This is a genomic window from Evansella halocellulosilytica, assembly GCF_002335745.1.
Lineage (GTDB): Bacteria > Bacillota > Bacilli > Bacillales > Salisediminibacteriaceae > Bacillus_CA > Bacillus_CA halocellulosilytica.
In genome coordinates, this window is record NZ_NIST01000001.1 from 3,138,962 (window position 1) to 3,155,125 (window position 16,164).

Here is a 16,164-nt window from a genome sequence, read left to right on the forward strand (position 1 = left end):
AATGTGAGGAGGTTTAGGAATGAAAAAGTTATTACTCATTGGTGCTGGAGAAGGTGGTTCAGCATTATTAGATGTTTTAATAGAAACAGAACAAATCTATGTTACTGGGGTTGTTGATAAAGATAATCACGCAAAAGGGATTAAGAAAGCTGAAAATAAAAAAATACCCGTTTATTCTGATTGGCTGACTGCATTGAATGACCTTAAGCCCATAGATGTCATTGTTGAAGTAACTGGTAATAAATCGTTATATGAAGAGTTAAGAAGAAAAGTAGAAGGTCAGCCGATAACGGTTATTCCAAGCTCTGTAGCTTCGATGATGTTTTATTTAATAGAAGAAAAAGAACATTTGATTGATGAAATGACTCGTCATAACACCAAATTGAATATGATTTTGAATTCTACACACGATGGTATGATTGCAATTGATAAAGACCGAAAGATAACATTGATTAATAAACGAGCAGAAGAAATGACCGATTTACAAAAGGAAAATGTGATCGGGAAGCCGATTGAAGAAGTTATGCCAACGAGTAAGCTGCCGCGTGTTTTGAATACAGGAAAGACTGAAACAAATAGAAAGCAAGCTATTGGTAAGGACCGAACGATCATTACAACAAGAGTTCCAATGTTTAAAGGAAAAGAACTAATTGGAGCATTAGGAGTATTTCGAGATATAACTGAGATTGTGAATATGGCTGAGGAAGTAACGAATTTAAAAAGTATTCAAACGATGTTAGAGGCCATTATTCATTCTTCGGACGATGCCATTTCCGTAGTAGATGAAGAAGGAAAGGGACTCCTCATTAATCCGGCTTATACGAGGCTTACTGGTTTAACAAACGATCAAGTTATAGGTAAACCAGCTACTGCAGATATATCTGAAGGAGAAAGTGTCCACCTCCAAGTTTTAAAATCAGGCAAGCCTGTACGCGGTGTAAAAATGAAAGTAGGTCCTCACCGAAAGGATGTTATTGTAAATGTTGCGCCGGTCATTGTCGACAAGGAGTTAAAAGGAAGTGTCGGTGTTATCCATGACATGTCTGAAATTGAAGCGTTGACAACAGAATTAGAACGGGCAAAACAAATCATTCGTACATTAGAGGCGAAATATAGTTTTGACGATATTATTGGTACCTCTGAAGAAATGAGGGTCGCAATTGAGCAGGCCAAAATGGCTGCAGTAACTCCCGCTACAATCTTATTGCGAGGAGAATCAGGTACAGGGAAAGAGTTATTTGCTCATGCGATTCATAATGCTAGTACGCGTAAATTCAATAAATTTATACGTGTAAATTGTGCCGCTCTTTCGGAGACACTGTTAGAAAGTGAATTGTTTGGTTATGAAGAAGGTGCGTTTTCCGGTGCAAAACGTGGAGGGAAAAAAGGCTTGTTTGAAGAGGCAAATGGCGGGAGTATTTTTTTAGATGAAATTGGTGAAATTTCCAGTCAAACACAGGCAAAACTGTTAAGGGTTCTTCAAGAAAAAGAAATTATGCGTGTTGGCGGAACGAAAGCAATATCGATTGATGTCCGCGTAATTGCTGCAACAAATGTAGATATGGAAAGTAAAATTGAGTCACGTGAGTTTCGAAGCGATTTATATTATAGGCTCAATCGAATGCCAATCTATATCCCTCCTTTACGAAGTCGCAAGGAAGATTTACATAGTTTGTGTATGCATTTATTAACTAAATTAAACCAAGACTATGGACGTAACGTTGAAAAAGTGACAAATGAAGCATTGGATACATTAAAGGATTATGATTGGCCAGGGAATGTAAGGGAGCTTGAAAATATATTAGGTAGAGCGATTATTCATATGCATTACGCAGATAAAGCAATCGATAAATCACATTTTCCAGATTTTCCAATAAAGGAAAGTTACTATGAGAAGCCTGATAGAGCCATTACTGTAGAAGGAAAATCTTTGCAAGAACAAATGAATGAACAAGAAAGAAAAATTATACAGCAATATTTGGACCATTACCGTGGAAATAAAACGAAGACTGCTAAACAGTTAGGTTTATCAATTCGAAATTTATATTATAAACTTGAGAAGCATGATATGTTATAAAGGGCATGAAAAATGTTGCATGAAATATATTGCACACTATGCAAAAAAATGCAGGTATTAAATTAAAAAGAAATGCTGTTTGAAAGCGTTTTCGGTTCCTTCGGAAATTGGCATGATTATTGCATGATTATAGTAGTGGAGTGAAATACATCAAGAAAGGTGGGATACACCATGACGTTACAAGAATTGTTAGCTGCTGTAAGTAATGCAAAAGAGAAGCAAACGATTGCAGTGGCACATGCTACAGATACATCGGTTTTTCAAGCTGCTAAAAAAGCAATGGATGATCAAATTGCATCATTTATATTTGTTGGCCCAATCAACGGAATGAAAAAGGCAATGGAAAATGTTTTTGATGAGCACGATCAGGATCATTTTGAGCTCCAAGATGCCGCAAATGATAAAGAAGCAGCAGCAAAAGCTGTACAATTAGTTCGAGAAGGACGAGCAAATGCTTTAATGAAAGGTATGGTTGGTACATCTACTCTTCTTAAAGCAGTGCTTCATAAAGAGAACGGGCTTAGAAGTGGTAAGATTTTGTCACACGTAGCCGGTTTTGCACTGCCTACTCGAGATAAATTGCTTTTTTTAGCAGATGCAGCGATGAATATTCATCCAACATTGCAAGAAAAGCACCAAATTATCGAAAACACTGTTCAGGCAGCGATTAAAATCGGTGTGGAACATCCGAAAGTCGCCGCTATCGCAGCAGTAGAAAATGTAAATCCAGCAATGGAAGCGACGATGGATGCAGCTGCATTAACGCAAATGAATCGCAGAGGCCAAATAAAAAATTGTGTCATTGATGGCCCGTTAGCATTTGATATCGCCGTTTCAGAGCAAGCAGCTAAACAAAAGAAAATTGATTCCGAAGTGGCGGGGAAAGCTGACATTCTAATCGTTCCAACGATTGAAGTCGGAAACGCACTTTATAAGTCATTCACTATATTTGGGCAAGCAGAAGTTGGCGGGATGATTGTAGGAGCAAAAGCACCGATCATCTTAACCTCAAGAGCGGATTCAGTTGAAAGCAAATTATTATCAATGGCAATGGCTGTAAGTACATCAGCTAATCATAAATAAAATATTTTCCACTGGAAAATGAGGAGGAATGTTGAAATGGAATTATTTAAGTACATGGAAACGTATGATTATGAGCAAGTTGTAGTTTGTCAAGATAAGGAATCGGGACTGAAGGCTATTATTGCTATTCATGATACAACTCTAGGTCCTGCACTCGGCGGAACAAGAATGTGGACTTACGAGTCAGAAGAAGCTGCTTTTGAAGATGCACTTCGTCTTGCTAAAGGAATGACATATAAAAACGCTGCTGCTGGATTAAACCTTGGCGGTGGTAAAACAGTTATTATTGGTGACCCTCGTAAAGATAAAAATGAAGCAATGTTCCGTGCATTTGGGCGATTTATTCAAGGGTTGAATGGAAGGTACATTACTGCAGAAGATGTAGGAACGACTGTGGATGATATGGACCTTGTCTATTCAGAAACTGATTATGTAACCGGAATTTCCCCTGCATTCGGTTCATCTGGTAATCCATCACCTGTCACAGCATATGGTGTGTATGTTGGGATGAAAGCTGCAGCTAAAGAAGCATTTGGTACCGATTCATTAGAAGGAAAGAAAGTTGCTGTTCAAGGGGTAGGGAATGTTTCTTATAACTTATGTCGTCATTTACATGAAGAAGGTGCCTCGTTAATCGTAACTGACATTAATAAAGGTGCAGTGAACAAAGCGGTTGAAGACTTTGGTGCAGAAGCGGTTGACATTGATGATATTTATAGTGTTGATTGCGACATCTATTCTCCTTGCGCACTTGGAGCAACGATTAATGATGAAACGATTCCGCAATTAAAAGCGAAAGTGATCGCTGGAGCTGCGAATAACCAGCTAAAAGAAACGAAGCATGGTGATATTATACAAGAAAAAGGGATCGTCTATGCACCTGACTATGTCATTAACTCTGGTGGCGTAATCAATGTTGCAGATGAGTTATTAGGATATAATCGTGACCGTGCAATGAAAAAGGTTGAAACAATTTATGATAATATCTTGAAAATATTTGAAATTTCAAAGCGTGATAATATTGCATCATATGCAGCGGCAGATCGCTTAGCAGAAGAACGTATTGAAACAATGCGCAAATCAAGGAAACAATTTTTATCAAATAATATGAATATTTTAAGTCGAGGAAGAAGCTAATAAGAAAAGCGCAAGGCGCCCGTATCGGCGACACTCTTTACCTGCGACGAGTAACCGCAGGAGTCCCGACAGGAAGAAGTCCGAACTTAGACTTCAAGTGGCGGGGCGAAGCGACCACGAGCAGATGGCGCCAGAAGACTAGACAGCAATCGAGAGATAAAAACTGTTCATCCTTTGAATAAGGGATAAAGTAATTACATGCATTGATGGCTTTCGCTAAAATAGTGAAATGCCAAGCTTTGTTTACGATGGAGGTAAACGAAATTGGAACAGAAAGAATATCGAATTTTAACAATCAACCCTGGATCAACATCAACGAAAATAGGAATTTTCGATAATGAGCATGTCGTTCTTGAGGAAACAATTCGACATGACCGTGACACGATTGCGAAATATGATTCAATCATTCAGCAATATCCTTTTAGAAAGCAAATGATTTTAGAAACACTGGATAAAAGTGGAATTAATTTATCGAAACTTTCAGCAGTTGTTGGGCGAGGTGGGTTACTTCGCCCTATCGAAGGTGGTACGTATACAGTAAATGATTTAATGCTAAAAGATCTAAAGGAAGGTTATTCTGGTCAGCATGCCTCAAACTTAGGCGGAATTCTTGCCCATGAAATTGCTGGACAGTTAAATATCGAAGCATTTATCGTTGACCCTGTCGTTGTGGACGAACTTGCACCAATTGCAAAAATATCTGGTTTTGCCGATTTTGAACGTAAAAGTATTTTCCACGCTTTAAACCAAAAAGCAGTGGCTAGACGTGTGGCACAGCAGTTGAATCGCCTTTATGAAGATCTTGATCTTATTGTCGTTCATATGGGCGGAGGGATCACGATTGGTGCTCACAGGAATGGGAAAGTAATCGACGTCAATAACGGTTTACACGGGGAAGGACCTTTCTCTCCGGAACGAGCAGGAACAGTTCCTGCAGGAGATCTTGTTTCAATGTGTTTTTCAGGAGAATATTATTCAGATGAAATCATGAAAAAAATTGTTGGACAAGGCGGCCTTGTTGGTTATTTAGGTACGAATGATGCAGTTGAAGTCGAAAACCGTATCGCACAAGGTGATGAAAAAGCTGAGTTAGTATATGATGCGATGGCCTATCAAATAGCTAAAGAAATTGGCGCTGCTGGAGCGGTCCTGTCAGGAAATGTAGATGCGATCGTTTTAACTGGCGGACTAGCCTATGGAAAAGAGTTTGTAAAGAAAATATCTGATCGAATAAACTGGATCTCTGATGTCATCATTCAACCTGGAGAAAATGAACTTCAAGCACTTGCTGAAGGTGCATTACGTGTTTTAAGAAATGATGAGGAAGCCAAGGTATATGGAGATAAAGTCGAGCAACATACGTTTAGTAACTAACGAAGAGGAGGTCGAACATGGCTTTAGAGTATGATTTAGTTGTGCTTGGTGCTGGGACAGGCGGCTATGTAGCTGCGATCCGCGCCGCGCAGTTAGGAAAAAAAGTAGCAGTAATAGAAAAGGAAAAGCTAGGTGGAACTTGCCTTCACAAAGGGTGTATTCCAAGTAAGGCTTTATTAAGAAGCGCAGAAGTGTATCAAACTGTTAAGAAAAGTAATGAATTCGGAGTGGAAACGAGTGAACCTGGTTTAAACTTTTTGAAAGTGCAGGAGCGTAAAAATCAAATTGTTGACCAGCTTTATAAAGGCGTACAGCATTTGATGAAAAAAGGGAAGATCGATGTCTACGAAGGTCATGGAAGAATTTTAGGTCCATCTATTTTCTCTCCATCGCCAGGCACGATTTCTGTTGAGAATAATGATGGGTCAGAAAATGTTATGATCATCCCTAAAAACGTTTTAATCGCTACAGGAAGCAAGCCGAAATCTTTACCAGGATTAGAAATTGATCACAAAAACATCATTACGTCTGATGAAGCGTTACAGTTAGAAGAATTACCAGGATCGATTTCAATTATCGGAGGCGGTGTCATTGGTGTTGAATGGGCATCGATGCTAGCTGACTTCGGTGTTGACGTATCCGTATTAGAATATGAATCACGTGTACTTCCGTTAGAGGACGAAGAGATTTCAAAAGAAATGTTACGTGCCTTAAAGAAAAAAGGTGTAAACGTGATTACAAGTGCAAAAGTATTACCTGATCAAGTAAAAGTTGTTTCAGAAGGAAAAGTTGAAGTTCCTTATGAACATAAAGGTGAGACGAAAACTACCGAAGCAAATAAAGTTCTCGTATCAGTAGGACGTTCTGCAAACATTGAAGATATTGGCTTAGCGAATACAGATATAAAAACGGATAAAGGATATATCGTAACGAATAAGTATTATCAAACAAAAGAATCACACATTTACGCCATTGGGGATGTGATTGGAGGTCTTCAGCTTGCTCATGTTGCCTCACATGAGGGAATAGCTGCTGTTGAGCATATGGCAGGTTTAGATGCTCACCCTGTTGATCCTGAGATGGTTGCAAAGTGTACGTATTCTTCGCCTGAAGTAGCAAGCGTCGGTTTAACTGAGTCAGCTGCAAAAGAGAAGGGACATAATGTAAAAACAGGTACTTTCTCATTTAAAGCGATTGGTAAAGCACTTGTTTACGGTGATACAAGCGGATTTGTGAAATTTGTATCAGATGAGGAAACCGATGATTTATTAGGTGTTCATATGATCGGTCCGCACGTGACTGACATGATTTCTGAAGCAGCAGTTGCGAAATTGCTAGACGCAACGCATTGGGAAGTGGCTGAAACAATTCATCCACATCCAAGCTTGTCGGAGGCAATTGGAGAAGCTGCACTTGCTGTAGACGGTAAAGCCATTCATAGTTAGAATAATCTCACAAACGCTTGTTTTATAATGAATATAAAAAGTTCAAAAAGGATTAGGATTTAGAAGGTCCTAAACATCCTTTTTGAACAACAATTACAAGGAGGGACTATTATGAGTGAACTTCGACATCAACAAATAGGTTTATCTGATGATGAAGTAATGGAAATGTATGAAACGATGTTAATGGCACGAATGATTGATGAACGCATGTGGTTATTAAACCGAGCGGGGAAAATTCCATTTGTTATTTCTTGTCAAGGTCAAGAGGCTGCACAAGTAGGTGCTGCTTTCGCCTTAGACAGAGAAAAAGATTATGCTTTACCTTATTACAGAGATATGGGAGTCGTACTTGCATTTGGCATGACTGCAAAAGATTTAATGTTATCCGGCTTTGCTAAAGCAGAAGATCCTAACAGTGGCGGACGTCAAATGCCCGGCCACTTCGGACAGAAGAAAAACCGAATTGTAACGGGTTCTTCGCCTGTTACGACACAAGTACCACATGCGGTAGGAATTTCTCTTGCAGGGAAAATGAAGGGGGAACAGTTCGTTTCCTTTACGACATTTGGTGAAGGTTCTTCAAACCAAGGGGACTTCCATGAAGGGATTAACTTTGCAAGTGTTCATGATCTGCCAGTTATTTTTATGTGTGAAAATAATAAATATGCGATCTCTGTACCTTTAGAAAAGCAACTTAATTGTAAGAATGTATCAGACCGTGCAGTAGGGTATGGAATACATGGTGAGACAGTTGATGGGAATGATCCATTAGCTGTATATGAAGCAATTAAAAATGCCCGTGAACGCGGATTAAATGACGAAGGTCCATCACTAATAGAAACAGTATCATATCGCCTTACCCCTCACTCTAGTGATGATGACGATAGTACATATCGTGCGAAGGAAGAAGTCGAAGAAGCGAAAAAGCTTGATGCGATCTTTACGTTTGCAGATTACTTAAGAGATGCTGGTTTATTAACAGATGAAAAGGAAGAAGAAATTCGCGGGAAGCTTCGTAAAATCATTGACGAAGCAACAGACTACGCAGAGAAAGCGCCTTATGCTGAAGCTGAATCTGCATTAACACATGTTTATGGAGAGGAGTGATCACAATGCCAACAATGTCTTATATTGAAGCAGTTACACTAGCAATGAAAGAAGAAATGGAACGTGATGAAAACGTATTTGTATTAGGAGAAGATGTAGGTAAGCGTGGTGGAGTTTTCCGTGCAACGAATGGCTTGTACGATCAATTTGGTGAATCAAGAGTCATCGACACGCCTTTAGCTGAATCTGCAATCGCTGGAGTTGGAATTGGTGCAGCGATGTATGGAATGCGTCCAATTGCTGAAATGCAGTTTGCTGATTTTATTATGCCTGCTGTCAACCAAATTGTTTCAGAGGCGGCAAAAATCCGTTATCGTTCGAATAACGATTGGACATGCCCGATGACAATCAGAGCGCCGTATGGCGGTGGCGTTCACGGTGCGTTATATCATTCTCAGTCAGTAGAAGCGTTATTTGCTAACGTACCAGGATTGAAAATTGTTATGCCTTCAACACCTTATGATGTAAAAGGGTTATTAAAAGCATCTATCCGTAGTGATGACCCAGTTTTATTTTTCGAACATAAACGTGCATACCGTCTTATTAAAGGTGAAGTACCTGATGACGATTATACGCTGCCAATTGGAAAAGCAGATGTGAAGCGCGAAGGAGATGATATTACCGTCATTACTTACGGGTTATGTGTACACTTTGCGATGCAAGCAGCTGAAAATTTAGCGAAGGAAGGCTATAACGCACATATTCTTGATTTAAGAACCGTATATCCGTTAGACAAAGAAGCGATTATTGAAGCTGCTCGTAAAACGGGTAAAGTTCTTTTATTAACAGAGGATAATAAAGAAGGAAGCATTATGAGTGAGGTATCAGCGATTATTGCTGAACATTGCTTATTTGACTTAGATGCACCGGTTCAACGCGTTGCAGGTCCAGATGTACCGTCAATGCCTTATGCACCACCAATGGAAAAACATTTTATGGTGAATCCTGATAAAGTCGAAGAAGCGATGAAGGAACTTGCAGAGTATTAATAAAGACAACTAAGGAGGTGCCAGATAACTTATGGCTACAAAAATTACAATGCCTCAGTTAGGAGAAAGTGTAACTGAAGGAACGATTACAAAGTGGTTAGTACAACCAGGAGATCAAGTAAATAAATATGATCCATTAGCTGAAGTTATGACAGATAAAGTAAATGCGGAAGTACCATCTTCTTATTCAGGAACGATTAAAGAACTGATTGCAGATGAAGATGAGACAATTGCTGTAGGAGAAGTTATTTGTACAATGGACGTTGAAGGTGAAGCTTCAGCAGAAGAAGAAGCTCCTCAACAAGAAGAAAAAACTGAATCAGATTCTAAACCTGCTGCAACAGAACAGAAAGATACATCAAGTAAAGGGCGATATTCACCTGCGGTTCTCCGTTTAGCTCAAGAAAATGATATTGATTTAGAACAGGTGGAAGGCAGCGGACGAGGAGGTCGAATTACACGAAAAGATTTGCTGGCAATTATCGAAAGTGGTGACCTTCCTAAAAAAGAAACAGGTGCAAAAACGTCTCGTGAAGCAGCAGAACAACCAGCTGCTGCTGAAATGGATCCAAATCAAACAGCACCAAAATTTGATGCACCGCCCGCTGCGGCAAAACAACCAAAAGGAGAAGCGACATCTACGCCTCAGGGAAGAGCAGAAGAAATTCCGGTTAGTGGAGTTCGAAAAGCGATTGCCAATAACATGGTTAAATCTAAGCACGAAGCTCCTCATGCATGGATGATGGTTGAAGTAGATGTAACGGACCTAGTGAAATATCGTAATAAAGTAAAAGATGAATTTTTCTCAAACGAAGGAATCAAGTTAACATTCCTTCCATTCTTTGTAAAAGCAACGGTTGATGCATTAAAGAAATATCCAGAGATCAATTCATCGTGGGCTGGCGATAAAATCGTTCGTTATAAAGATGTACACATGTCAATGGCTGTAGCAACTGAAACAGATCTTTTCGTACCAGTCATAAAGCATGCTGATGAAAAAACAATTAAAGGGTTAGCGCGAGAGATTAACGACTTAGCGAAAAAAGTGCGCAATAATTCACTGACGTCAGCAGATATGCAAGGCGGTACATTTACGATTAATAACACAGGTTCATTTGGTTCTATTCAATCAACACCAATTATTAATCACCCGCAAGCTGCGATTCTGTCAGTAGAGTCAATTGTAAAACGCCCTGTTGTATTAGAAAATGATGCAATTGCTGTAAGGCATATGGTTAATCTTTGTATGTCTCTAGACCATCGTGTTTTAGATGGACTGATTTGTGGTAAGTTTATGGCTCACATTAAAAACAGCTTAGAAAACATGAATGAAAAGACAGTTTCACTTTATTAAGTATAACTTGTCAAACCAAATAACATTTAGTCTGGGATAAAACCCAGTTAAAAAGTGTGGCCCTCACCGTTTTGATGAGGGCTATTTCTTATTTGTCAGGTATTCATATTTGGGGTTGGTTGTTTGACCTTTATTCAAAATTAGACTCGCTTTTTACTTGAACTTGGTTACAAAAACCAGACTCTTATTCACGTTTATGGATTAGGTACCTATTTTTATAAACGATTAGAATAATCATCATCATTCCAGTAAATACTAGCCGAAAAATGAGAGGTGTACGTTAGATGAAGAAACTACTTACTTGTGTTTTTGTTTTAAGTATTGTCCTTTTCAGCAGCGCTTTTTTAAATGATGAAGTAGGTGCTGATGTTGGAGAAGTCGGTGGGGCGGAAATATCTAATAAAGAATATCATGAAATAAGCTACCGCCATGAGGCGATCAGACCTCATATTGAATTTTATTATGAATTAATGATAGAGAAATATCATCCAGAGTTGAAAGAAGAATGGAAAGAAACGTTAAGAGAAAGAGAAACGATTTTGAAGAAATTAAAAGAAGTTCAAAAAGAAGGAAAATCATATGATCATGAACAAATGAACGAAGAGTGGTTGAATAAGCATCAAAAAACTCATCAACAATTACTAAATGCCGTAAAAAAACGAGATGGGGAAGCGATCAAAGCTTTACTTCCAAAAATAATTGATCTTCATAAGGACTGGAACAAGATGCACAAAGATATATAATATTTAATGGCTTATCTCTAATCGTAGTCATTCTTATTTACAAATCGTAAACTTTACGATATAATCTTTTTTGGGTTCTAGTAAAGCGGAATCGTTACGAAAGGGGAAACAGACTTATGAAAAGATTATCGTTATTTATTTCAATGTTACTAGTACTTACTACTTTTTTAGCTGCTTGTGGGGAGCCTGAAGAAGATGCTGATCAAGGTGATAGTGAAGAAGTCTTAGACGAAAACGATGTCACAGACGAACACGATGTTTTAGAGGTTTATACGACTCTATATCCACTAGAAGACTTTATTAATCGTATTGGTGGGGAGTATGTAGACGTCCATAACATTGTACCAATTGGTTCTGATGCACATACTTTTGAACCAACTGCAAATCAAATGATAGAGATTGCTGAGGCAGATTTATTTATTTACAATGGGGCTGGTTTTGAAGGATTTGCAGATCAAGTAAAAGAAACTGTTGATTCTCACGATGTTAAAGTCTTAACTGCTGCCGATGGGATTGACTTGATAAGTTATGATCATGACCACGATCACGATCATGACCACGATCACGGACATGAAGAAGATGACCACGATCACGATCATGACAACGGTCACGGACACGAAGAAGATGACCACGATCACGATCATGACAACGGTCACGGACATGAGGAAGATGACCACGACCATGATCATGACAGCGGTGACGGACATGAGGAAGATGACCATGACCATCATCATGAGCATGGTGATGAAGATCCACACGTATGGTTAGATCCGGTTCGTTCAATTGAACTAGCTGAAAACATAAAAGCTTCTTTAATCGAAATACTACCTGACTTAGAAGAAGAGTTTGAGACAAATTTTGAACAATTAAAAGAAGACCTTGAAAAGTTAGATGAAGAATTCACTAACTTCACAAATGAAATGACAAAAGATACAATTGTCGTGTCTCACGCTGGATACGGTTATTGGGAAGATCGTTATGGTATTCATCAAATAGGGATAGCTGGAATTTCTCCAACAAATGAACCATCGATTAGTCAAATACAAGATATAATTACTCATATGGATGAGAACGAAATCGAATATGTGATGTTTGAACAAAACATTCCGGTAAATATTGCGGAAACAGTTCGTGATGAAGTTGGAGCTGAAGCTCTTTGGATTCATAACTTAGAAGCTTTGACTGAAGAGGATGTAGAAGAAGGAGCAGATTATTTCAGTTTAATGAGAGACAATTTAGAAACGTTGAAAACAGCTTTGCAATAATTAATAAGGGCTGCCAAAAGAAGAGTTGCTTCTTTTGGAACAGCTCTTATTTTTATAGGTAAGGGAAATAGATGACTTGTAGAGTAAAATCTAATGAAAAGTAAACTTACGAATGGTAAAGTGTACGTATACAGTGTAAAATAGAATTAATGCAATATAAAAGGGGTGTTTTCACATGGATTTTCAATTATTTATGAATGACGTCGTGCAAACTGCACGTAAAGAAATGGTCGAAGCAGGTTATGAACAATTAACGAATCCGGAAGAAGTTGATGCTGTATTAGGTAAACCGGGAACAACTTTTGTGATGATTAACTCAGTTTGTGGCTGTGCAGGTGGTATTGCTAGACCTTCTGCACAATATATGAAAAACTACGAAGTTCAAGCAGATAACTATGTTACCGTATTTGCTGGACAGGACCGTGAAGCTACAGCACAAGCTAGATCTTATTTTGAAGGGTATGAACCGTCATCTCCTTCGTTTGCTCTTGTAAAAGACGGGAAAATTCAAACGATGATTGAAAGACATGAGATTGAAGGTTATGAACCAATTGAAGTTGTACAGAAGCTAGAACGAGCATTTGATGAATACTTTAAAAAGTAAAAATGAATCAAGTGATCATTCTCAATAAGAAAAGAGAGGTGGAAGCCTCTCTTTCTTTATGCTATAATTCTTTTCGCAATGATAACAATGTATGAGTTAATAATAAGGAGTGTAAGAAGAATGGATGCTTTATACACACAAATTCAAAAATATTTAAATCTTGGAGAAGAAATTCCTTTTGAGGAATTTGAAAATTATTATAAGAAAGTGATTGACCGTTTTAATGAAGAAGCTGATTCATTTAATGAGGACGAGCTCTGGAAAGCTTTATTTATTTCCGAAAATGTCATGTCTAATGCAGAATCGCGAGCAAAAGAGACGAAAGGCTCTAAATCGAAAAAATACAAGAAAATGGCACAGCGTTTGTCGTTATGGGCACAAAACTTTACTGGACGTTTAGGGCAGATGGGTTATACAAAAGAGGAAATGAATGAACGGTTTGAAAAGATGTTTGATGACTATGAAAACGAATCATAATGGAAGGCATAAGTCAAACTTAAATTTTTTTCCATTCATATTAAATTTTAGCTTGATTTTATTGTTAGGAATTGCTATACTGCAATAGTACAGACGGATTTGCCGTCTGTTGTAGCGCCCATAGTGAAATGGATATCACACGAGATTTCGGCTCTCGCGTTCTGGGTTCGAATCCTGGTGGGCGCGCCATATTACATAATTCAACTCCTTGCATAACATGCTAGGAGTTTTTTTCTTTTCTTCAAATCATAATAACAATAATGAATTGCCCGAAGTTAGGTTCGATCTGGAATTGTAGCTTTATACATGAAAGGAGGTAAGTTTGTGTTTCGAATTGGTTATCGAACGATCAAAACAGCATTAGGTGCTGCAATTGCGATTGGTATTGCACAATGGTTAAACTTAGAGTTTTTTGCTTCTGCAGGTATTATTACAATATTATGTATTCAAAAAACAAGGAGAAAATCTTTGCAAATGTCATGGGCAAGATTGTTATCTTGTATGATCGGAATCATTTTTGCTTCTTTTTTGTTTGAGGTGATAGGCTATAATCCTATAGCTATGGGTGTCTTATTGCTTTTATTTATTCCTGTTACTGTATTAGTGAAGGTTCAAGCAGGCATTGTGACAAGTTCAGTCGTTATTTTGCATTTATATACTTACGGTACCGTGAACAGTAGTATTATTTTAAACGAACTTTCCCTTATTATTATTGGGATCGGATGTGCGTTATTAATGAATACATATATGCCAAGTGTTGAGTCTGGCCTTGAAAAGATGCAGCAGGAATTAGAAAACAAGTATACAAAGGTGTTTCGTGAATTTGCTATTTATATTAAGAATGGTGAAAGTGATTGGGATGGAAGAGAAATTACCGAATCAGCTGAACTTCTAACGAAAGCTAAAAATGCCGCATTACAAAACTTAGAAAACCACATCCTAAGGTATGACGATCAGTATTACCATTATTTTAAGATGCGTGAAAAGCAGCTGGACATCATTGAACGGATGATGCCTTTATTAACGGCGGTAGACATTAAATTGAAACAGGGGGAAATGATTGCTGAATTCCTTACTGAACTAAGTGAAGGGGTACATTCAGAGAATACTGCTTATGTATTTATTGAAAAGCTCAAAAAACTGCGATCGTCTCTTAAAGGAATGCCGTTACCTGAAACGAGAGAGGAGTTTGAAGCACGCTCTGCTTTATCACATTTACTAAATGAAATGGAACAATATTTAATTATTAAGAGTCATTTTAAACCTGTAAAAAAATATTCAATGTTCCGATGAATATTTATCATTAATTTCGTGACTACTAAAGGTAAAAAGAAAGGCAGTGACATTGATGTATTCTATTCTCCTTTCTTTTCTCCTAATCATCTCGCCAATCTGGCCGTTAGGCGAAAATCCTTTAGTAGGGGATCCGTATCTCATTGTAAAGAAGTCTACAAATGAATTGGCATTTATTGTTGATGGCGAAGTGAAACAAACGTTTCGTGTTGCAACTGGCAGAAAAGAATTTCAAACCCCGGAAGGTGAATATACGATCACAGTTAAAGCTATAAATCCATATTATCGTAAATCTGATATTCAAGGTGGAGATAAAAAGAATCCATTGGGAACAAGGTGGATTGGATTTGATGCGGGTGGCACTGAAGGACGCACTTATGGAGTACATGGTACAAATAAACCATCATCAATCGGGTATTATGTTACTCAAGGTTGTGTACGGATGAGAAATGAAGATGTTGAAATACTATTTGAAGAAGTCCCTTTAGGAACCAGAATATATATTACGACGAGTAATGATTCATTTGAAGAACTCGGTAAGGAAATGGGTGCAGTGAAACAATAAATGCAAGTACCATTTATAGACGATCAGCATAATACAAAAAAAGACAGCTCTTATTAAGCTGTCTCAGGCTGTTGAGAAAGTTTTCTCAATTTTTTTAAAAAGAAAAGTATGATATCTCACGATCTCATCCCTCCCGGCGGACGCTTTCCATGGGGTTTGTCTTCAACTAATTCTGACTCAGCGAAGCATCGTCAGAATGGATTTTCAGACTGCGCTGCGCCGCCTTTCGTTCTTCAATCAACCTAGAACATCCATCGTTTCCTATTTAGAAATGATGGTTATTTTTTCATCTTGAAAGACAGTTAGAAAAAGAAATTGAGACAAATATTGCTTATCGATGGTTTTTAGGATTAAGTCTAACTGATTCGGTTCCTCACCATTCCACCATAAGCTTCAATCGGCATAAACGGTTTAAAGAAACAGACATTTTTCAAGAGATATTTGATGAGACCGTTCTTCTGGCTATGAAGCATCGTATGGTTGGCGGGAGAGCTTTATTTACTGATTCTACCCACCTTAAAGCCAACGCAAATAAGCGGAAATTCACTAAGAAGACGGTTCAAGTTGAAACACGCGTGTACATAGAAGATCTAAATAAAGCGGTTGAGGAGGATCGAAAAGCACATGGAAAAAAACCCTTACCGGAAACGT

General features: G+C 38.2%; 14 protein-coding genes, 1 tRNA gene and 1 pseudogene. All 16 read left to right on the forward strand.

What is annotated here, in order from left to right; all coding sequences use genetic code 11:
- The first annotated feature begins 19 nt into the window (after positions 1 to 19).
- Positions 20 to 2,077, forward strand: coding sequence for a sigma-54 interaction domain-containing protein (locus CD001_RS15050; protein WP_096188488.1), 2,058 nt, complete (start codon positions 20 to 22; stop codon positions 2,075 to 2,077).
- Positions 2,078 to 2,248: 171 nt separating this feature from the next.
- Complete coding sequence (locus CD001_RS15055) at positions 2,249 to 3,160, forward strand: bifunctional enoyl-CoA hydratase/phosphate acetyltransferase (RefSeq protein ID WP_096188489.1); 912 nt, start codon at positions 2,249 to 2,251, stop codon at positions 3,158 to 3,160.
- A gap of 36 nt (positions 3,161 to 3,196) precedes the next feature.
- Entirely contained in the window at positions 3,197 to 4,297 is a 1,101-nt protein-coding gene (bcd, locus tag CD001_RS15060; RefSeq protein ID WP_096188490.1) for a branched-chain amino acid dehydrogenase, read from the forward strand.
- Between the two features lie 264 nt (positions 4,298 to 4,561).
- A complete protein-coding gene (gene buk, locus CD001_RS15065; RefSeq protein ID WP_096188491.1) occupies positions 4,562 to 5,671 on the forward strand; it encodes a butyrate kinase in 1,110 nt (369 codons plus the stop codon).
- 17 nt (positions 5,672 to 5,688) lie between these two features.
- Positions 5,689 to 7,116: a dihydrolipoyl dehydrogenase gene (gene lpdA / locus CD001_RS15070; protein ID WP_096188492.1), complete on the forward strand. Its 1,428-nt coding sequence runs from the start codon at positions 5,689 to 5,691 to the stop codon at positions 7,114 to 7,116.
- 111 nt (positions 7,117 to 7,227) lie between these two features.
- Positions 7,228 to 8,223 (forward strand): thiamine pyrophosphate-dependent dehydrogenase E1 component subunit alpha, encoded by a 996-nt coding sequence (locus CD001_RS15075; RefSeq protein WP_096188493.1) that lies wholly within the window; start codon positions 7,228 to 7,230, stop codon positions 8,221 to 8,223.
- Between the two features lie 5 nt (positions 8,224 to 8,228).
- Positions 8,229 to 9,212, forward strand: coding sequence for an alpha-ketoacid dehydrogenase subunit beta (locus tag CD001_RS15080; RefSeq protein ID WP_096188494.1), 984 nt, complete (start codon positions 8,229 to 8,231; stop codon positions 9,210 to 9,212).
- Between the two features lie 31 nt (positions 9,213 to 9,243).
- A complete protein-coding gene (locus CD001_RS15085) occupies positions 9,244 to 10,566 on the forward strand; it encodes a dihydrolipoamide acetyltransferase family protein (protein WP_096188495.1) in 1,323 nt (440 codons plus the stop codon).
- Between the two features lie 284 nt (positions 10,567 to 10,850).
- Entirely contained in the window at positions 10,851 to 11,309 is a 459-nt protein-coding gene (locus CD001_RS15090) for a hypothetical protein (RefSeq protein ID WP_096188496.1), read from the forward strand.
- Between the two features lie 116 nt (positions 11,310 to 11,425).
- Positions 11,426 to 12,574 (forward strand): metal ABC transporter solute-binding protein, Zn/Mn family, encoded by a 1,149-nt coding sequence (locus CD001_RS15095; protein WP_096188497.1) that lies wholly within the window; start codon positions 11,426 to 11,428, stop codon positions 12,572 to 12,574.
- Positions 12,575 to 12,749: 175 nt separating this feature from the next.
- Complete coding sequence (locus CD001_RS15100) at positions 12,750 to 13,178, forward strand: BrxA/BrxB family bacilliredoxin (RefSeq protein WP_096188498.1); 429 nt, start codon at positions 12,750 to 12,752, stop codon at positions 13,176 to 13,178.
- 120 nt (positions 13,179 to 13,298) lie between these two features.
- On the forward strand, positions 13,299 to 13,655 hold the full coding sequence (locus tag CD001_RS15105; protein WP_096188499.1) for a hypothetical protein: 357 nt from the start codon (positions 13,299 to 13,301) through the stop codon (positions 13,653 to 13,655).
- 114 nt (positions 13,656 to 13,769) lie between these two features.
- Positions 13,770 to 13,844 (forward strand) — tRNA-Arg (locus CD001_RS15110).
- A 135-nt stretch (positions 13,845 to 13,979) separates the two neighbouring features.
- Entirely contained in the window at positions 13,980 to 14,948 is a 969-nt protein-coding gene (locus CD001_RS15115) for an aromatic acid exporter family protein (protein ID WP_096188500.1), read from the forward strand.
- A 55-nt stretch (positions 14,949 to 15,003) separates the two neighbouring features.
- Positions 15,004 to 15,513, forward strand: a complete 510-nt coding sequence (locus CD001_RS15120) for a L,D-transpeptidase (protein WP_096188501.1) — start codon at positions 15,004 to 15,006, stop codon at positions 15,511 to 15,513.
- 293 nt (positions 15,514 to 15,806) lie between these two features.
- A pseudogene (locus tag CD001_RS15125) lies at positions 15,807 to 16,164 on the forward strand (transposase); the annotation flags it as partial.